Source organism: Aeromicrobium sp. (assembly GCF_036675695.1).
In the GTDB taxonomy this organism is placed as follows: domain Bacteria; phylum Actinomycetota; class Actinomycetes; order Propionibacteriales; family Nocardioidaceae; genus Aeromicrobium.
The window spans coordinates 13,364-31,335 of the sequence record NZ_JAKFEL010000225.1; the positions used below are offsets into that span (position 1 = coordinate 13,364).

Sequence of the window (17,972 nt, forward strand, 5' to 3'; positions counted from 1 at the left end):
CATGAACCGACCGACTGTTCGCGCGGCCCGCGGCACCACTCTCACTGCGAAGTCGTGGCAGACCGAGGCGCCGATGCGCATGTTGATGAACAACCTGGATCCCGAGGTCGCGGAGCGCCCCGAGGACCTGGTCGTCTACGGCGGCACCGGCAAGGCAGCCCGCAGCTGGGAGGCGTACGACGCGATCGTCCGCACCCTCGAGACCCTCGCCGATGACGAGACGTTGCTGGTGCAGTCGGGCAAGCCGGTGGGTGTGTTCCGCACGCACGAGTGGGCGCCGCGGGTGCTGATCGCGAACTCGAACCTCGTTGGTGACTGGGCGACGTGGCCGGAGTTCCGCAAGCTCGAGGCCGAGGGTTTGACGATGTACGGGCAGATGACCGCCGGCTCGTGGATCTACATCGGCACGCAGGGAATCCTGCAGGGTACGTACGAGACGTTCGGCGCTGTTGCTCGCAAGAGGTTCGCGGGCTCGCTCGCCGGGACATTGACCCTGACCGCTGGCGCCGGTGGCATGGGCGGCGCGCAGCCGCTGGCCGTGACGATGAACGACGGCGTTGCTCTGGTCGTCGACGTCGACGAGACGCGGCTGGAGCGACGGGTGAAGCACGGCTACCTCGACGAGTACTGGACTGATCTGGACCAGGCCGTGGAGCGCGCCGTCGAGGCCAAGAACGAGAGTCGCGCACTTTCGGTCGGCGTGCTCGGCAATGCCGCGACGATCTTCCCCGAGCTGCTCGAGCGCGGTACGCCGATCGACATCGTGACCGACCAGACCAGCGCCCACGATCCGCTGAGCTATCTGCCTGAGGGCATCAGCGTCGAGGACTGGCACGCTGAGGCCGCCCGTGATCCCGAGGGCTTCACGCTCAAGGCGAGGGAGTCGATGGCCAAGCACGTACGCGCAATGGTCGGCTTCATGGACGCCGGCGCCGAGGTCTTCGACTACGGCAACTCGATCCGCGAAGAGGCTCGCCTCGGCGGGTTCGAGCGGGCGTTTGAGTTCCCCGGGTTCGTGCCGGCGTACATCCGGCCGCTGTTCTGCGAAGGCAAGGGACCGTTCCGCTGGGCAGCGCTCTCGGGTGACCCGGCCGACATCGCGGCGACGGACCGGGCGATCCTCGAGCTGTTTCCGGAGGACGAGCACCTCGCGCGCTGGATCACGAAGGCACAGGAGAAGGTGCACTTCGAAGGTCTGCCGGCCCGCATCTGCTGGCTCGGGTACCAGGAGCGTCACCTCGCCGGTCTGCGATTCAACGAGATGGTTGCGTCAGGTGAGCTGAGCGCTCCTGTCGTGATCGGCCGTGATCACCTCGATTCCGGGTCGGTGGCGTCGCCGTACCGCGAGACTGAGGCCATGGCTGACGGTTCCGATGCGATTGCCGACTGGCCGCTGCTCAACGCTTTGCTCAACACCGCGTCGGGCGCCACCTGGGTGTCGATCCACCACGGTGGTGGCGTCGGCATCGGTCGCTCGATCCACGCCGGCCAGGTCATCGTCGCCGACGGCACGCCGTTGGCGGCACAGAAGATCGAGCGCGTGCTGGTCAACGACCCCGGAACAGGAGTCATGCGCCATGTCGATGCGGGATATGAGCGCGCAGCCGAAGTGGCGAAGGAGCGGGGCCTGCGCGTCCCGATGAGCGAATGACTCTCGCCGACCTCGCCGACATCGGGCGCGATCCATCGACTGGCGGCTATCGCCGATACGCATGGAACGACGCCGACATGGCACTGCGCGAATGGTTTGCCGGAGAAGCGGCGGCGCGCGGCATGGAGCTCGTCGAGGACGGCAATGGCAACCAGTTCGCCTGGTGGGGCAGTGCTGGATCCTTGGGAGGCAGCGATGCACTCCTGATCGGTTCGCACCTCGACTCCGTACCGGATGGTGGCGCGTACGACGGACCGCTCGGCGTCGTCTCATCATTCGCGGCCGTCGACCGGCTCAAGGCGGAGGGCCTGGACCCGAACCGACCGATCGTGATCGGCAACTTCGCCGACGAGGAGGGTGCGCGCTTCGGTATCGCCTGCGCTGGATCGCAGCTGATCACCGGAGCTCTCACTGCCGACCGTGCGCTGGCCCAGAAGGATCGCGACGGCCTCACCATGGCTGAGGTGCTCAAGGCTCGCGGCCGAGACCCTCACGCTGTCGGAACGACGGACCTGCTCGATCAGATCGGCACGTTCGTAGAGCTGCATGTCGAGCAGGGCCGCTCGCTCGTCCACACCGGCGACGCCGTCGGTGTTGCTTCGGCGATCTGGCCGCACGGGCGCTGGCGGCTCGACTTCTGTGGCGAGGCGAATCACGCCGGTGCGACAGTCATGGAGGATCGTCGCGATCCGATGCAGGCCTACGCTGCGACTGTGCTCGCGTCTCGCCGCCTGGCCTCTGATGCTGGTGCGCGCGCGACCTTTGGCCGGATCGAGGTCGAGCCCGGCGGTACCAACGCCATACCGTCGCGAGTGCGGGCGTGGCTGGATGCCCGGGCTGCCGACGAAGGCACGTTGGATCGACTTGTCGACAATGTGATCGCTGCGGCGCAGGCCGAGGCCGGACTCGATGGCACGACGGTCGAGCTGACCACCGAGTCCGTGAGCCCAGCGGTCGAGTTCGATGCGGTCCTGCGTGACCGTCTTGCGACGCTGCTCGATGCTCCCGTGCTGCCGACCGGCGCCGGCCACGACGCCGGCGTACTGAGTGCGCACCTCCCGACGGCGATGCTGTTCGTGCGCAATCCGACTGGCATCTCGCACTCTCCCGCCGAGTTCGCCGAGGACGCTGATTGTGAAGCCGGCATCGTTGCCCTGACCGCGGTCGTACGTGAGCTGGCCACATGACAACTGTCCCGGCATTCGCGAACTGCCACAGCCACGTGTTTCACCGCGCGTTGCGTGGGCGGGTGACGGGGGCCGACAGCTTCTGGAGCTGGCGCGACCAGATGTACCAGCTCGCCGGCGTTCTCGACCCGGACCTGCTGTTCGAGCTGGCGCGGGCTACGTACGCCGAGATGAACCTCGCCGGGATCCGCAGCGTCGGTGAGTTTCACTACGTCCACCACCAGCCCACCGGAAAGCCCTATGACGAGCCGAACGCGATGGGAGAAGCGCTGATCGCGGCGGCACGCGAAGCCGACATACGGATCACGTTGCTCGACACGTGCTACCTCGCGGCTGGTTTCGGCAAGGCGCCCGAAGGCGTGCAGAAGCGATTCAGTGATGGCGACTCCGACGCCTGGGCGACTCGCGTCGAGTCGCTGGCCACCAAGTACGCCGACGAGGACGACGTCGTCATCGGCGCTGCGATCCACTCCGTACGGGCTGTGCCCCGCAGTCAGCTCCGCACGGTGGCTGTGGCCCTGCCCGAGGCGCCGCTGCACGTGCACGTCTCCGAACAGCCGATGGAAAACGCCGAATGCATCGCCGCAACGGGTCTGACGCCGGTCGCGCTGCTCGCCGAAGCGGGCGTCTTGTCGCCACGCACAACCGCCGTGCACGCCACGCATCTGACCACTGACGACATCGCGATGCTTGGAACCGCCCGCTCTTACGTGTGCTTCTGCCCGACCACCGAGGCGGAGCTCGCCGATGGCATCGGCCCGAGCGTGGCGTTGCGCGACGCCGGCGCGAGGCTGACACTCGGCTCCGACAGCAATACCGTGATCGACATGTTCGCCGAAGCGCGTGCCGTCGAGATGCACGAGAGGTTGTCGACCGGCGAACGCGGCTCGTGGACCGCTGATCAGCTGTGGTTGGCGGCAACGACTACGGGACACGAGTCCCTGGGTTTCGTCGTACCCGACACGATCGACATCGCCGACACGATTCGTACGGCCGGCGCCGATGAGCTCCTCTGGGCTGCCACGGCAGCCGACGTGGAAGGCGATCCGACCGATGTCGCCGAGCTGCTCGAGTCGGCGATCGACGCGTGCTGGAGTCGTGTATGACCGCCCTTCTGGTGACCAACATCGGAGAGCTGGTGACGTGGGACGACGACCGACCGATCCTGAACGACGCCGCCTTCGTCGTCGACGGTGGCAAGATCGCCTGGTTCGGACAGCGCAACGAGGCTCCTTCTGCCGATGCCGTACGCGATGTCGGCGGTGCGGCCGTCATCCCCGGATTCGTCGACTCGCACACGCACCTGGTGTTTGCTGGCGACCGATCAGCGGAGTTCGAGGCGCGGATGACAGGGCAGCCGTACGAAGCCGGCGGAATTCGAACGACGGTCGCCGCTACACGGGCGGCCACCGACGAACATCTCGCCGCCAACGTCGCGCGACATCTCGCCGAGATGCGCGCGCAAGGCACAACCACGGTCGAGATCAAGAGCGGTTACGGGCTGACGACCCATGACGAAGCCAGATCCCTGGCGATCGCGCAGCAGTTCACACAGGAAACGACATTCCTCGGCGCCCATGTCGTCCCCGCCGAAACCGAAATCGCGGCGTACGTCGAGCTCGTCACCGGAGAGATGCTCGAGCGGTGCGCCCCGTACGCGCGATGGATCGACGTGTTCTGCGAGGACGGCGCATTCGGCGCCGACGAGTCACGCGCCGTGCTCGAAGCTGGCATCGCTGCGGGACTGCTGCCTCGGATCCATGCCAACCAGCTCGGCCTCGGCCCGGGCGTGCGGCTTGCCGCAGAGCTCGGTGCGCCCGCCGATCACTGCACCTTCCTGTCCGACGCAGACATCGCCGCCGTGGTCGAGTCGGGCATCGTCATTGGGTTGCTGCCCGGAGTGGAGTTCTCGACCAGGCAGCCCTATCCGGACGCCCGCAAGCTGCTTGATGCGGGTGTGACGGTGTCGCTCGCGACGGACTGCAACCCCGGCAGCTCCTACACGTCGTCGATGCCGTTCTGCATCGCCGTGGCCGTGCGCGACATGAATATGAGCCCACGCGAGGCACTGTGGTCGGCGACCAAGGGTGGCGCGGCTTCGCTGCGTATCGACGACGTGGGGCATCTGGGAGTCGGCGCGAAGGCAGACTTCGCCGTGCTCAACGCTCCGTCGTACGTCCACCTCGCGTACCGACCGGGGGTCCCGCTCGTCGTCGGCTAGCGGGTGCCGTCGACGTACAGCCACGACCCGTTCTCGCGGATGAAGCGGCTGACCTCATGTTGGCTGCCGGCTCCATCGGGGGAGCGGTAGTACGCCTCGAACTCCACGACGCCGGTCGTCTCGAACGGTGTCCCGCCGCTGGTGGTAATGATGTCGAGGCGATACCAACGGCGCTCGGCGTCAAGCTCCAGCTCGGCCGGCCGAGTGCTCGGGTGCCAGCTCGCGAGCAGGTAGTCGGGGTCGCCGACCGCGAAGGCGCTGAACCGCGATCGCATGAGCTGCTCTGCAGACTGCGCGGCGGCCGCACCGGAGTGCAGCCGCCCGCAACAGTCTTCGTACGTGAGCCCGCTGAGGCACGGACACCTGGTCATGAGCTCGTGTGGTCCTTGCTGTAGGACTTGAGCGCCCAGACGTACCCGATCGCGGCGATGACCAAGCACCAGACGATGGCGTAGATCCAGTCGTTCCCGATCGGCGTTCCGGCGAGCAGGCCGCGAATGGTCTCGATCATCGGCGTGAACGGCTGGTTCTCGGAGAACCAGCGCACTCCAGCAGGCATCCCGTCGGTGGGCGCGAATCCACTACCGAAGAACGGCAGCAGCATCAGCGGCATCGGCAGGTTGCTGGCGCCCTCGACCGTCTTGCACCACATGCCCATGGCGACGGACAGCCAGGTCAGCGCGAACGTGATCAGTGCGATCATGCCGATGACGCCAAGCCATTCCAACGGATTGGCGTTGGGGCGATAGCCGATCGCGAGCGCAGTGACGACGACGACCGTGATGCCGATCGCGGTCTGGATGAGGCTGCCGAGCACGTGACCCGTCAACACTGCAGCCCGCGAGATCGCCATGGTCCGGAATCGGGCGATGATGCCCTCGGTCTTGTCCATCGCGACCGCGATCGCGGTGCCTTGTGCGCCGCCGGCAATGCCCATCACGAGGATGCCGGGGATGACGTACTTAAGGTAGTCGCCGCGACCGCCACCTCCGCCGAGGCCTGCGCCCAAGGTGTCACCGAGGACGAAGACGAACAGCAGAAGGAAGACGATCGGGATGGCCGCCACGATCAGCGTCAATGACGGGTAGCGCTTGGCGTGCAACAGGTTGCGACGCAGCATCGTCCGTGAATCAGTGAGGGTGTGGGTGAGAGTGCTCATGACTGTTCGCCTTTCGGTGCGGAGCCCGTCAGGGCAAAGAAGACATCGTCGAGGTCAGGGGTGTTGATCGTGAGGTTCTCGACCTCCACGCCTGTCTTGTCGAGCTGATCGAGGATTGATCTCAGCGAGCGAACGCTGCCGTCGCTCTCGATGTCGAGGGTGAGAGCGTCGGTGTCCGATGTCGCGCCGTCGATCGCCGTGCCAGCCGAGCTCAGAGCGTCAGCGTCCGCGAACTGGAGTGTGACGTGACCACCGGGGATGAGTCGCTTGAGCTCAGCCGGCGTACCTTCGGCAACGATCTTGCCCCCGTCGAGCAGGGCAATCCGGTCTGCGAGTTCGTCCGCCTCGTCGAGGTACTGAGTCGTGAGGAAGATCGTCACGCCCTCGGCGACCAGCTTGCGCACGATCTGCCACATGGTGTGACGACTGCGCGGATCGAGACCTGTCGTTGGCTCATCGAGGAAGATGATGCGAGGGCTACCGACCAGCGTCATCGCGAGGTCAAGGCGGCGCTTCATGCCGCCCGAGTAGGTCGCCAAGTGCTTTGAGCCGGCCTCGACGAGGTCGAACTGCTCGAGCAGCTCCGCAATGCGTACGGTGCCCGCCTCCCTGCCGAGGTGGCGTAGATCGGTCATCAGGCGAAGGTTCTCCTCGCCCGTCAGCAAGTTGTCGACCGCCGAGAACTGTCCGGTCACGCCGATCACCCCTCGTACGCTGTCGGGATCCTTGGCGACGTCGTGACCGCCGACGGTGGCCGAGCCGCCATCGCCATTGATCAGTGTCGAGAGGATCTGCACGGCGGTCGTCTTGCCGGCACCGTTGGGACCGAGAAGGGCGAATACGGTGCCCTCCTCGACCTCAAGATCGATGCCGTCGAGGACGAGCTTGTCGCCGTACGACTTGCGTAGACCAGTGGCAGTGATTGCATTCATGCTGGTTCCCCTCAGACTGACGCCGCGGAGCGGCGGATCGTGATGTCGCCGAACGAGGTGCGTCCGCGCACTTCGACGGTGTCGCCGGACGGCGGAGGGCCATCGGTGGCCGACATCGAGTTGCGCACGTCGCCGAAGGACGAGCTGACGTCGAGCCAGGCAGCCGTTCCCTCGCGGATCCCGACCTCCAGGTTGCCGGCGGCGGTCGCGAGCGTGACGGTGCCGCGTGCCACGTTGGCGGCCAGGATGTTGCCGTTGGCCGTCTTTGCATCGACCGAGGCGTCAGCGCTGTCGATGGTGATGTCGCCGTTGGACGAACGTACGTGCAGGTCGCCACCGATCGCGCCGAGCTTGGTCGTGCCGTTCGAGTTCTTGACCTGCGCCTTGCCGGTCACGTTGCGTACGGTCAGGTCGCCGGACGATGTGTGAATCTCGGCTGGTCCATCAACCTCCTCGACGCTGATGTCGCCGAACGACGACCGGGCCACGAGGGCGGCTGAGTGGTCGACTTCGATGTTGCCCATCGCGCTCTTGAGGCGCACGCTGCCGAAGTGCCCTTCGGCGACGAAGTTGCCCATGGCCGAGTCGCCGTGAAGCGTCGATCCGGTCGGCAGCTCGATCGTCACGTCGATGGAGTTTGAGTTGCCGCGGAAGGACGTGAAGTGCTTCCAGCCCTTGGGGGCCATGACCTCAAGCTTGCCGTCGGCGAACTCAACGCGAGTTCCCTCGGCCTGCTTGACGTCGGTGGGGTTCGCCGGGTTGGTCGGACGCACCTCGACGACAGTGTCCGTGCGGTCGCTCGCGATGAATCGCGCGCTTCCGACGGCGACATCGATCGTCACGTTGATGGGTTGAGGTGTTTCGAAGGTGGTCATGCGCTGCTCCTGAAGTTCGTGGGTGGTCATCAGTTGACCCACCCGCTGAGTCGGTTGCCGCCTGTGATGGTGGTGGTCCGCTTGGTCGGCTCGATGGCTGCCGAGATGGCGCGCACCAGCCAGGTGTTGACCGAAAGGCCTTCACGATTGGCTGCCTCTTCGACTCGGCCCTTGAGCTGGTCGGGGAGGCGGAGGGTCGTACGGGTGGTGCTGGTGTCGTCAGATGCTTCGGCGACGGGTGCCGCCGGCAGCGCGTCCTCGAAGGAGGCGTTGCTCGGTGCCGGCGTCACGACGAACTCGGGATCGCGTCCGCGAAGGCGTACGTCGACCGAGCCTGGCGCGAGCTCACTGGTGATCTCGCTCGCCGCTGCCGACAGGGCATCGAGCAGGACGAGACGTGCCGTCGACTCGAGGGCCTGGGTCTCCTCGCCGCCACTTTTTGAGCGAGCACTGTCGGCGGCGACGAGCATCGCCTGGCGGATCTCGTCGACATACTGTGAAAGGTTCATGACACCACTATGACACCACTCTGGCGTCAGACGCAAGTCAAAGTGATGTCATACGTGTTCAAACCCCTGCTACGGCAGACAAAAACGGGCCCAGCAATGTGCTGGACCCGTTCGGGAAGGTGGAGCGGACGGCTGGATTTGAACCAACGTCTTCGACCAGGAAGGCCGACGTTCTGCAATTGAACTACGTCCGCAAGTAGATGATCTAGGGCTTTGTCTCGTCGTCCTTGTCGGTGGCAACGCCGCCTTCTTCGACCCATTCCTCGATGGCGTCTTCATCGGTGGCCTGGCCGTGGGTGTCGACGTCAGCGGCGTGAGTTGCCACCTCGCTCAGATCCGCACCGCTGGGGTTGGCATCGCTCAATGGAGCGGAGTCTTCAGAGACAGGGTCGGCAGTCGAAGGCGCATCCTCGACCGCGACGATCTCGCCCTCGGTGTTCACGGCTCCGACATTGGCCCAAGCGGCTTCTTCCTTGTCGCCGGCCGGCACGTCGGGTGTCTCGTCCTTCGCCGTCTCAGGGTCTCCACCGGCAGCAGCCTCGGCGGCAGCGTCAGCTGCGGGAGCAGCGTCCTCAGTCTTCGAGATCGACTCGGGATCGGCCTCGTCCTCGGCGTCGGGCTCAGCCTCCGTAGCCTTCTCGGTCACAGCAGCAGCCGTCGCGGCTTCGGCCTCGGCGACGACGGCGTCGTCGTCCGCCTTGGAGGGCTTGGGTGTCGCGCGCTTCACGCCAGCGAGCAGCATCTGTGCGACGTCGAGGACCTCGACCTCTTCGCGTGCATTGCCCTCGCTCTGCTCGGCGGTCAGGCCGTCCGACAGCATGACGCGGCAGAACGGGCAGGCAACTGCAATCTGGTCGGCGCCCGTTGCGACGGCTTCCTTCGTGCGGTTGACGTTGATGCGTGTGCCGATGGTCTCTTCCATCCACATCTGCGCACCACCGGCGCCACAGCAGAACGACTTCTCCGAGTTGCGGGGCATCTCGGTGAACTCGGCTCCGGGGATGACGCTGAGCAGCTCGCGCGGCGGTTCGTAGACCTTGTTGTGACGACCGATGAAGCAGGGGTCGTGGTACGTGATCTTCTTCTTCTCGGTCTCCGCGTCAGGTGCCAGTGGGGTCAGCTTGCCTTCGCGTACGAGGCGGTTCAGCAGCTGCGTGTGGTGGACGACCTCGAGCTCGACGCCGAACTCGGCGTACTCGTTCTTGAGCGTGTTGAAGCAGTGGGCGCAGGTGGAGACGACCTTCTTGACCTTGGTCTCCTTGAAGACCTCGGCGTTCTGCATCGCCAGCTGTTGGAACACCATCTCGTTGCCGGCGCGACGGGCCGGGTCACCCGTGCAGGTCTCGCCATCGCCGAGGACCGCGAAGGTCACTCCGGCCATGTCGAGGAGCTCGGCAACGGCCTGCGTCGTCTTCTTGGCGCGGTCTTCGTATGCGCCGGCGCAGCCGACCCAGAACAGCCAGTCGACCTCGTCGAGGTCTTCGACATCGACGCCGACCTGCTTGACCTCGAAGTCGAGGTTCTTGGCCCAGTCCATACGGCCCTTGGGGTCCATGCCCCACGGATTGCCCTTGCGCTCGAGGCCCTTGAAGATGTTGGTCAGCTCGGCGGGGAAGTTCGACTCGACGATGACCTGGTAGCGGCGCATGTCCATGATGTGATCGACGTGCTCGATGTCGACCGGGCACTGCTCGACGCAGGCGCCACAGGAGACGCAGGACCACAGGACGTCGGGGTCGATGACCGCGCCGCCTGTCGGATGCCACGCATCGCCCTCGGTCGGACCGACCAGCGCACGCTCTGCCTCAGCCTTGACCTTGTCGGGCAGCGCATCGCGCTTCTCGTCGCTGTCGGCGAGCGTGTAGGGAGCCTTGGCGAACGCGTGATCGCGCAGACCCATGATCAGGAGCTTGGGGCTGAGCGGCTTCTCGGTGTTCCACGCGGGGCACTGGCTCTGACAACGACCGCACTCGGTGCAGGTTGCGAAGTCGAGCATGCCCTTCCAGCTGAAATCCTCGACCTTGCCGACGCCGAGCTTCTCGAAGTCCTCTTCCTCGAGGTCCTCCATCGTCTCCGGGTCGAGGGGCTTGCCGTTGATCATGATCGGCTTGATCGAGCCGAGGGCGTTGGGGCGGCGGCTGAACAGCACGTTGAGTGGCGCCAGGAAGATGTGGAGGTGCTTGGAGTTGAGCACCTGGATCAGGAACACCAGCATGATGCCGATGTGGAGCAGCAGGCCGACGTGCTCGAGCACTTCGTTGGTGTCGTGGCTGAAGCCATCGAGCCAGCCGCCGACGATGTGTGAGGCGAAGGCGCCGTTGCCGTACGGGAACTGGCCGGTGTTCACGCCGGCGCCGCGGAACATGAGCATCGACGCGACGACGAGGACGATCATCCCGAGGACGATCCAAGCACCGCCGAGGTGTGAGTACGAGAAGCGCGACTTGCGGCCCATGCGTGATGGGGCGTTCTTGATGCGGATGATGGCGAACGTGGCGAGGCCGACCAGCGCCATGACGGCGATGAAGTCCTGGAGGAAGCCGAGCGCGTCCCACCTGCCGACGATCGGGATGGCGAAGCCGGGCTTGAACAGCGATCCGTAGGCCTCGAGGTAGACCGTCGCGAGGATCAGGAAGGCCCAGAAGACGAAGAAGTGTGCTGCGCCGGGGATGGACCACTTGAGGAGCTTCTTCTGACCGAAGACCTCGACGACCTGCGTCTTGATGGACGAGCCGATTCGGCTGGTCACGCCCTCGACACGATCGGGGGCCGGCTGTCCGCTGGTGATCAGCTTGAAGAGGAAGAAGACCCGCTTGCCTGCGATCGGCAAGATGATCGCATTCATCAACAGTCCCAGCACCAGCACAACGGACATCAGACACTCCTACCTGCAGGGATTGCTCTTAAGTTCGACCTGAGACTACCCGTGATCCTGTCCGGCGGCAGCGTCATGGTCGTGTGACCTCTGTGATGCAAGGCAAGCCTTGGCTTCTTTCGCAATGAGGTCCAGAGGTCAGCGATCGGCCTTCATGTCAGTCCCGGCCACTTCGCTGCGTACGGGGATGACCGGGATCGCGATCAGCGGGAACAGGGCCACAAGGCCGAACGCCCACGCGTAGCCGTGGCCGGTGATGATGGCGCCGATCAATGGGGGCACGGCGGCTGAGGCAAGGAACTGGCCGGTGTTCTGCGTGCCCATCGCCCGGCCGGACCAGTAGGGACCGCCGATCTCGGCGACGGACGTAAAGGCGAGGCCGTTGTCGGCGACGGTGATGACCGAGGCGATGACGATGAGCGTCACCGCAAGCACTGTGCCCTCGAGCAGTCCGAGCGCCAGCATCGACGCTGCTGCTGCGATCGCAACGGTACGCATGGGGCCGAGTCGGTTGCCGACGCGATCCGACCATGCGCCGGCGGCGATACGACTTGCCGCGCCGAGCAGCTGGGTCGCTCCGACGAGCAGGGTGGCCTCGAAGATCGACCAGCCTCGCTCGTCGATCAGCCACACCAGCGCGAACGTCCACACCGTGACCTGAGGGATGACCAGCAGCATCGACGCCGCGTGGATCCGCCACAGCCGCAGATCGCGCGTGTATGGATTGACGAGATGACCGAGCCCTTCGGCCTCGGAGCGGGAAGGTCGTGGCGGGTCGACGATCGCTGCACCGGCGAGCAAGCCAGCGAAGCAGCAGAGCGCCGCGATCACCAGCAGGGTCGTACGCAGCCCTTCAGCATCGGCGAGGTTGGGAACGATCAGCACGGCGATGCCGACGCCGAGCGGAGATGAGGTCTGCCGAATGCCCATCGCGGTTCCACGGCGGTGCGGCGGGAACCAGCCGACGACGACGCGGCCGCTCGCTGAGTTGGTGCAGGCGCCGCCCATGCCGCCGAGCAGGAGGAAGATGCCGATCCAGACGTACGACGTGCTGAGAGCTGCGGCGGCCGACGCCGCAGTGAGCAGCGCGAGGCCGATCGTCATGGAAGTTCGCTCGCCGATGCGGTCGACGATCGCGCCCCAGGCGATCAGCGTGAGTGTTGTTCCGACCAACGGCGCCGAGGCGATGAACCCGGCTTCGACGAGCGACAGTCCTTGGACGAGGTGCAGGTAAGGAATGAGGAACGGTGCCGCGTTGACGTAGACCGTGGCGGCAATCTGCGCGGTCATCCCGACCGCCAGCATCAGCCAGCGGTTGGGCGCCGCGGGAGTCAGAGGTACTTCTTCATGCCGACGTGGCTCGGCACATAGCCGAGCCCTTCATAGAACGCGTGCGCCCGCGTGCGTTCCTTGTTGGATGTCAGCTGTATGCGAGCGGCTCCGCGCTTGCGCGCCTCACCCTCGATCGACTCCATCAGCAAAGCGCCAATGCCGCGGCCGCGCATGTCCAGCGCAGTTCGCACTGCCTCGACCTGGCAGTAGAGCCCGCCGTCCGCAGCGAGAACCCGCATCCAGGTGACTTGGGCGGTGCACACGATCTGGCCATCGAGCTCACCGACGAGGAGGTCCTGGTTGACGTCGGCGTCGATCTCGTCGAACGCTGCTCGCTGATTGGCGCTGACCTCGGAGGGCTCATCGTAGTAGTGCATCGAGTCCTGCGCCTGCAGCTCAAGGATCTCCTCGAGGTCCTCGGGCAAGGCGCGGCGGACGAGCAACGAGGTCATCGCGGCAGCGCACCCACCGACGCGAGAGCCTCCCTGAGAAGTGAACCGCGGCCGCCCTCCATCTCGTCGAGCAGCTCAGAGCTGGCTGCCTCCTCGGGTGTCAGCCAGGTCAGCTCGAGTGCATCCTGTCGAGGATTGCACTCGCCGGTGACCGGCACGATGTACGCGAGTGAGACTGCGTGCTGACGCTCGTCATAGAGAGGTGTGACTCCGGGCAGCGGGAAGTACTCAGCCACCGAGAACGGCACGGTGCTCGCGGGGAGCTGCGGGAATGCAGTCGGGCCGAGGTCCTTGAGCAGATTGCGGATCAGAGCCTCACGTACCGACTCTCCGTGCATGACGCGACCCGAGACAAGCGTGCGAGTCATGACGCCTGTCGTGGAAGAGCCGCGCAACAGGATGCCAATGCTCTCGACCTGACCGAGCGCGTCGACGCGTACGGGAACGGCTTCGACGTACAGGATCGGCACCCGCGCCCGTGTCTCGTCCAGCGCGAACTCCGGGAGCCAACCCGGGTTGGGATCAGGTGTGCGAACTGACATGGGCCCATTGTGGCCCACGCCCTCTACTAGCTGCTGCCGGACGCGGCCGCGGAGGTTGCAGCAACAATGCCGGCGGTGATGGCGGCCTGTGCAGCCTGGATCGCCTTGCGTACGCCCTCGGTGGTCCAGTCGCCCTCGGCAAGAACTTTGGCGCGCGCCTTGGCCACCTTGCGGTCGGGCTTGTCGACGAAGACCTTGACCATGTCGGACGCGGCCAGCAGCCCGATCAGAGGCCCGGTCTCCGCGTCGACCGGCAGGTCGTGCAGGAGCGAGCTGCGGATGCGCGTGAGCAGGTCATTGCGTCGGGCGGTGTCGATGACGTCGTGTCGCGTCAGCGGGAAGATGCCGAGCGCCTTCGTGGGACGGGGACGTACGGCTCCCTTGTCCGCGAGCGATTCATAGACCAGCTTGCGGCCATTCTTGCCGAGTCGGGTCACGGCGGTCTGCGGCTTCTGCCGGCCCTTGTTGCGGATGCGGGCGAAGGCCTGCTCGGTGAGCTCATCGCCGACCGGCGCGTGTTCAGCGACGACGACCCGGGCCTTTCGCCCTTCGCCCTCCACCGTGAGACGTCCGGCCGTCACCAGGTCCAGCATGAACGCGCCACCGAACACGGGATCGGCTTGCGGTGAGGCGATCAGCGGCTTGCCGCTCACAGGTTCTGTCGCGATCAGCAGGAAATCCTCCGCGGTACTCATAAGTGCCACGCTAACGCGGTCGGTGGCAGCATGGGCGCGTGATCAACGGCGGTGTCTCGTTCTGGTGGCATCAGGTCGGGGCCCCTGCGCCGCGGCCGTCCCTTGATGCCGATCTGGAGTGCGATGTCTGCATCGTCGGTGGAGGACTCACGGGCCTCTGGACGGCGTACTACCTCTCGGCGCTCGACCCCACGCTCGACATCGTGGTGCTGGAGGCGGAGTTTGCCGGGTTCGGAGCATCCGGGCGCAACGGCGGCTGGCTGTCGGCCGAGCTGTCGGGGAGCAAAAAGCGGTACGCCGAGACGCACGGCCGGGAGTGTGTACAAGCGCTTGTGTCTTCCATGGAGTTGGCGGTCGACGAGGTCATCGAGATCTGCCGCGCCGAAGGCATCGACGCCGACATCGTCAAGCCTGGCGTCCTATATGTCGCGCGCTCCGCAGCGCAGCTCGCCCGCATGCGTAAAGGGTTGGCGAGCGACGCTGCATGGGGGATCGGCGAGGACCACCAGGTGGAGTTGACCGCCGCCGAGCTTCGCACCCGGATCAATGTCGAGGGTGCGGTCGGCGCAACGTACAGCCCACACTGCGCTCGCGTGCAGCCGGCGAAGCTTGTGGCGGGAGTCGCGGCTGCCGTCGAGCGTCGCGGCGTGCGGATCTTCGAACGTACGCGCGCGACCCGCATCGATCGCGGCATGGTGAAGACCGAGCGCGGCCAGGTAAGAGCCGCGCGGATACTGCGGTGCCTCGAGGGCTACACAGCAGGCATCCGCGGCCAAAGGCGAACGTGGCTGCCGATGAACTCCGCGATGATCGCTACCGAGCCGCTGCCGGAAGCGGTGTGGGACAGGATCGGGTGGCAAGGCGCTGAACTGATCGGCGACAACGCGAACGCGTATTGCTATGCGCAGCGCACCGCCGATGGACGGATCGCACTCGGCGGCCGCGGTATTCCCTACCGGTTCGGATCGCGTACCGACGTCGACGGCCAGACGCAGGACTGGACCGTCGAATCGTTGACCGGGATTCTGCACAGTTTGTTTCCCGCCAGCCGAGGGTCGCAGATCGACCACGCTTGGTGCGGCGTTCTCGGAGTGCCGCGCGACTGGTGCGCGAGTGTCACCTTCGATCCGTCGACGGGACTCGGCTGGGCCGGTGGCTATGTCGGCAGCGGCCTCACCACGACGCACCTGGCCGGGCGTACGCTCGCCGATCTCGTGCTCGGCCGCGACTCGGACCTGGTCCGCCTGCCATGGGTCAACCGCGACGTACGCCGCTGGGAGCCCGAGCCGTTCCGCTGGCTGGGCGTGAGGGCGATGTACGGGCTCTACCGCGAGGCCGACCGGCGCGAGGACAAGGGACTCGAGCACCCAAGCAGGTTGGCCAGGATCGGCGACAAGCTCACGGGGCGGTAGCTCAGGAGGTCATGTCTTCGAGCGACTGTGCCGGCACGTCCAGCTCGCGCATCCGCATCTCGTACATCCGGTGATAGCGCCTGGCCTCGCCGTGGCGTCGGGCTTCGGCAAGCACCCAGATCAACGCCTCATACGTTGGCTCGTCGTGGGGGTCGTACGAGATCAGTCGGGCAAACCAGGCGACGGAGCGTTCTGGAACACTCGTCTTGGCGAGGGCGAAGGCGAGGACGCGCACGACATCGCTGCCGAGCGCGTCCACCTCGTCGCGGGCCTCGGCGGCCCAGTCCTCATAGAGGTCGTCCGCGAGGAAGTCGCCCGTATGCATCGCCGCCGCCGCTTCGAGCATCTCGATGGCGCCAGGATCCTTGGCCGAATGCGCTGCGATGGACTCGGCAGCCGCACCCTTGAACTCGACGACGTCGATCGACGTGTTGTCGATGTCGAGCCGGAGGCTGGCGCGATCGGCGACGATGAAGTAGTTGGTGTCGTACTGCTTGTCGGGATCGAGCACACGTTTGAGGTGTGACAACGCGACTGACAGCTTGCTGCCGGGATCGTCGTCATCAGGCCACAGCATGTCCGCGATCTCGTCGCGACGGATGCCGCTCGCGCCTCGGGCGGCGAGAATCTTGAGGATGTCGCGGGCTTTGCGTGATGGCCACTCCGACGTGGCGACGGGCTTCCCGGCCCGGTAGACCACGAACGTGCCCAGCGTGTGGATGCGTACGGGCACGTCGTCCTGGTCAGACCGCAAGGCCTGGAGTGGGCCCGCGATTCCGTAGGCGTCGTCCTGGACGCCGAGGGATCGGAGGGTGCTGCGAGCCAGGCGCTCGCCGAAGGGGGTGCCGAAGAGGTGAGCCTGGACGATCGCGTTGACCTGGGCGCGGATCGGGTTGCCGATCTCCTCCCAGATGGATGCCGCCTCGTGCAGGCGAGCCTCCGGATCCCCGACACCACCGGCGAGCACGGACAGCTCGAGAGACTCCGCCAGTGCGGCCCGCGCCTGCCGTCGCGAAGCCTCGTCGACGGCCTCTGCGGCGTACGAGATCGCGGACTCGGTGTCTCCATCGTGCAAGGCGATCCACCCTGCCGTCGTCAGCGCAGGGACGTTACCGGTGCCAAGCGGGATCTGCAGGAGACGTTTGGCAATCAGCCGTGCTTCCTCGGGATCGGTCGCGACGCTGATTAGTGCCGTACCGACGAGCGCGGGTACGAGGGTTTGCGTCTCGTTCTCCCGCTCGGCGACCGCCACGGCCTCGCGGTAGGCCATGGTCGCCTGGGCGGTGTTGCCTCGGGCCCGCTGGATGTCGGCGAGCACCTGCCATGCGGCGCCGATCATGGGCGAGTCGACGGAGTTCCAGAGCGCTCGCGCCGCCTCTACCTCGACGAGCGCTTCATCGAGCCGACCTAGGTTCAGCATCACGTCGGCGAGGTTGTGTCGGACCAGTGCTATCGACGACAGGTGGCCGGTTGCCTCAGCCAGACGCAACGAGTGCCCGAATTGCTCAAGCGACTCCTCGTACCGGGACTCGTCGAACAGCTGCGATCCCAAGTTGTTGTGCACCCGCGACGCCATCAGGTCCGCGCCAGCGGCGGTGGCGTGCTCGAGAGCGCGTTCGTGGGCGCGACGATCCCCGGCTGAGTCCGCGTGCATCGCCGCGAGCAGGGCGCGCGACTCCCAGGCCGCGGCAAGCGCAGCATCGTCACCGCTGGCTTCGGCCGCTTCGTAAGCCTCCGCCGTCAGCGACTCGCAAGCCTCCTGGTCCCCCGACCCCCAAGCACTGGATGCCCAGGCGGCGCAGAACTGTGCACGCTCGGCGTCGTCGAGCTCGGTTCGGTCGGCCTTCGTCAGGAAGTGGAAGGACCGTTCGGTATGTCCGAGGTAGCGGAGCCCGTACGCGGCACGCCACGCCAGGTTGGCCGGATAGGTGTCGTCGTCGCGGCGGACCGCATCGGCGAGGGTCTCCCACTGGCGAGCGGACAGCTGCTCGATCGGCACAGTCCCGAGCGAGCCGAACGCCTCCAAGATGGCGCCGACATTCGCCCCGGACGCAACCAGCCCGAGCAACTCACCAACGGGTGGCTGTTCGGGCTGTGCCATCGCGACTCCTGAGCTTCCCCGCCCACCCC

Annotated in this window: 16 protein-coding genes and 1 tRNA gene; 5 read left to right on the forward strand and 12 right to left on the reverse strand. The window is 66.1% G+C overall.

Annotated features, from left to right (window positions below; genetic code table 11):
* Position 1: 1 nt before the first annotated feature.
* The 4 genes from hutU to hutI are packed head-to-tail and all read left to right on the forward strand — an operon-like array spanning position 2 to position 5,059.
* Positions 2 to 1,651 (forward strand): urocanate hydratase, encoded by a 1,650-nt coding sequence (gene hutU / locus V6M39_RS14510; RefSeq protein WP_332644522.1) that lies wholly within the window; start codon positions 2 to 4, stop codon positions 1,649 to 1,651.
* Positions 1,648 to 2,838 carry an allantoate amidohydrolase gene (locus tag V6M39_RS14515; RefSeq protein WP_332644523.1) on the forward strand — a complete coding sequence of 397 codons (1,191 nt, stop codon included), beginning with the start codon at positions 1,648 to 1,650 and terminating at the stop codon, positions 2,836 to 2,838. Before hutU ends, V6M39_RS14515 begins: the two co-directional genes overlap by 4 nt.
* Positions 2,835 to 3,944: a formimidoylglutamate deiminase gene (locus tag V6M39_RS14520; protein ID WP_332644524.1), complete on the forward strand. Its 1,110-nt coding sequence runs from the start codon at positions 2,835 to 2,837 to the stop codon at positions 3,942 to 3,944. The genes V6M39_RS14515 and V6M39_RS14520 overlap by 4 nt, the downstream gene beginning before the upstream one ends.
* Positions 3,941 to 5,059 carry an imidazolonepropionase gene (gene hutI / locus V6M39_RS14525; protein WP_332644525.1) on the forward strand — a complete coding sequence of 373 codons (1,119 nt, stop codon included), beginning with the start codon at positions 3,941 to 3,943 and terminating at the stop codon, positions 5,057 to 5,059. The genes V6M39_RS14520 and hutI overlap by 4 nt, the downstream gene beginning before the upstream one ends.
* Here the strand turns inward: hutI and V6M39_RS14530 are convergent.
* The 11 genes from V6M39_RS14530 to V6M39_RS14580 all read right to left on the reverse strand — a co-directional run bounded on the left by V6M39_RS14530 (position 5,056) and on the right by V6M39_RS14580 (position 14,430).
* Positions 5,056 to 5,430, reverse strand: coding sequence for a YchJ family protein (locus tag V6M39_RS14530; protein ID WP_332644526.1), 375 nt, complete (start codon positions 5,428 to 5,430; stop codon positions 5,056 to 5,058). The genes hutI and V6M39_RS14530 overlap by 4 nt on opposite strands.
* The gene (locus V6M39_RS14535) at positions 5,427 to 6,218 is read right to left on the reverse strand and encodes an ABC transporter permease (protein ID WP_332644527.1); all 792 of its coding nucleotides are present in this window, start codon (positions 6,216 to 6,218) and stop codon (positions 5,427 to 5,429) included. Before V6M39_RS14535 ends, V6M39_RS14530 begins: the two co-directional genes overlap by 4 nt.
* Complete coding sequence (locus V6M39_RS14540; protein ID WP_332644528.1) at positions 6,215 to 7,150, reverse strand: ATP-binding cassette domain-containing protein; 936 nt, start codon at positions 7,148 to 7,150, stop codon at positions 6,215 to 6,217. The genes V6M39_RS14535 and V6M39_RS14540 overlap by 4 nt, the downstream gene beginning before the upstream one ends.
* A gap of 11 nt (positions 7,151 to 7,161) precedes the next feature.
* Positions 7,162 to 8,025: a DUF4097 family beta strand repeat-containing protein gene (locus V6M39_RS14545; protein ID WP_332644529.1), complete on the reverse strand. Its 864-nt coding sequence runs from the start codon at positions 8,023 to 8,025 to the stop codon at positions 7,162 to 7,164.
* Positions 8,026 to 8,054: 29 nt separating this feature from the next.
* Complete coding sequence (locus V6M39_RS14550; RefSeq protein ID WP_332644530.1) at positions 8,055 to 8,534, reverse strand: hypothetical protein; 480 nt, start codon at positions 8,532 to 8,534, stop codon at positions 8,055 to 8,057.
* Between the two features lie 120 nt (positions 8,535 to 8,654).
* Positions 8,655 to 8,728: transfer RNA gene (locus V6M39_RS14555), tRNA-Gly, on the reverse strand.
* 11 nt (positions 8,729 to 8,739) lie between these two features.
* Entirely contained in the window at positions 8,740 to 11,409 is a 2,670-nt protein-coding gene (locus V6M39_RS14560; RefSeq protein WP_332644531.1) for a (Fe-S)-binding protein, read from the reverse strand.
* A gap of 138 nt (positions 11,410 to 11,547) precedes the next feature.
* A complete protein-coding gene (locus V6M39_RS14565) occupies positions 11,548 to 12,699 on the reverse strand; it encodes an MFS transporter (RefSeq protein WP_332644532.1) in 1,152 nt (383 codons plus the stop codon).
* A gap of 41 nt (positions 12,700 to 12,740) precedes the next feature.
* Positions 12,741 to 13,193, reverse strand: a complete 453-nt coding sequence (locus V6M39_RS14570; RefSeq protein WP_332644533.1) for a GNAT family N-acetyltransferase — start codon at positions 13,191 to 13,193, stop codon at positions 12,741 to 12,743.
* Positions 13,190 to 13,735 (reverse strand): NUDIX hydrolase family protein, encoded by a 546-nt coding sequence (locus V6M39_RS14575; RefSeq protein ID WP_332644534.1) that lies wholly within the window; start codon positions 13,733 to 13,735, stop codon positions 13,190 to 13,192. Before V6M39_RS14575 ends, V6M39_RS14570 begins: the two co-directional genes overlap by 4 nt.
* Before the next feature lie 26 nt (positions 13,736 to 13,761).
* Positions 13,762 to 14,430 (reverse strand): GOLPH3/VPS74 family protein, encoded by a 669-nt coding sequence (locus V6M39_RS14580; RefSeq protein WP_332644535.1) that lies wholly within the window; start codon positions 14,428 to 14,430, stop codon positions 13,762 to 13,764.
* Between the two features lie 38 nt (positions 14,431 to 14,468).
* Here V6M39_RS14580 and V6M39_RS14585 point away from each other — a divergent pair, with 38 nt between their 5' ends.
* On the forward strand, positions 14,469 to 15,842 hold the full coding sequence (locus tag V6M39_RS14585; RefSeq protein WP_332644536.1) for an NAD(P)/FAD-dependent oxidoreductase: 1,374 nt from the start codon (positions 14,469 to 14,471) through the stop codon (positions 15,840 to 15,842).
* A gap of 1 nt (position 15,843) precedes the next feature.
* Here V6M39_RS14585 and V6M39_RS14590 read toward each other — a convergent pair whose 3' ends face one another.
* Positions 15,844 to 17,943: a tetratricopeptide repeat protein gene (locus V6M39_RS14590; protein ID WP_332644537.1), complete on the reverse strand. Its 2,100-nt coding sequence runs from the start codon at positions 17,941 to 17,943 to the stop codon at positions 15,844 to 15,846.
* Between the last annotated feature and the right edge of the window lie 29 nt (positions 17,944 to 17,972).

Bases quoted from the DNA above. Each gene is read 5' to 3' on its own strand.
- hutU (WP_332644522.1), top strand. From the start codon at position 2: ATGAACCGACCGACTGTTCGCGCGGCCCGCGGCACCACTCTCACTGCG.
- V6M39_RS14515 (WP_332644523.1), top strand. From the start codon at position 1,648: ATGACTCTCGCCGACCTCGCCGACATCGGGCGCGATCCATCGACTGGC.
- V6M39_RS14520 (WP_332644524.1), top strand. From the start codon at position 2,835: ATGACAACTGTCCCGGCATTCGCGAACTGCCACAGCCACGTGTTTCAC.
- hutI (WP_332644525.1), top strand. From the start codon at position 3,941: ATGACCGCCCTTCTGGTGACCAACATCGGAGAGCTGGTGACGTGGGAC.
- V6M39_RS14530 (WP_332644526.1), bottom strand. From the start codon at position 5,430: ATGACCAGGTGTCCGTGCCTCAGCGGGCTCACGTACGAAGACTGTTGC.
- V6M39_RS14535 (WP_332644527.1), bottom strand. From the start codon at position 6,218: ATGAGCACTCTCACCCACACCCTCACTGATTCACGGACGATGCTGCGT.
- V6M39_RS14540 (WP_332644528.1), bottom strand. From the start codon at position 7,150: ATGAATGCAATCACTGCCACTGGTCTACGCAAGTCGTACGGCGACAAG.
- V6M39_RS14545 (WP_332644529.1), bottom strand. From the start codon at position 8,025: ATGACCACCTTCGAAACACCTCAACCCATCAACGTGACGATCGATGTC.
- V6M39_RS14550 (WP_332644530.1), bottom strand. From the start codon at position 8,534: ATGAACCTTTCACAGTATGTCGACGAGATCCGCCAGGCGATGCTCGTC.
- V6M39_RS14560 (WP_332644531.1), bottom strand. From the start codon at position 11,409: ATGTCCGTTGTGCTGGTGCTGGGACTGTTGATGAATGCGATCATCTTG.
- V6M39_RS14565 (WP_332644532.1), bottom strand. From the start codon at position 12,699: ATGACCGCGCAGATTGCCGCCACGGTCTACGTCAACGCGGCACCGTTC.
- V6M39_RS14570 (WP_332644533.1), bottom strand. From the start codon at position 13,193: ATGACCTCGTTGCTCGTCCGCCGCGCCTTGCCCGAGGACCTCGAGGAG.
- V6M39_RS14575 (WP_332644534.1), bottom strand. From the start codon at position 13,735: ATGTCAGTTCGCACACCTGATCCCAACCCGGGTTGGCTCCCGGAGTTC.
- V6M39_RS14580 (WP_332644535.1), bottom strand. From the start codon at position 14,430: ATGAGTACCGCGGAGGATTTCCTGCTGATCGCGACAGAACCTGTGAGC.
- V6M39_RS14590 (WP_332644537.1), bottom strand. From the start codon at position 17,943: ATGGCACAGCCCGAACAGCCACCCGTTGGTGAGTTGCTCGGGCTGGTT.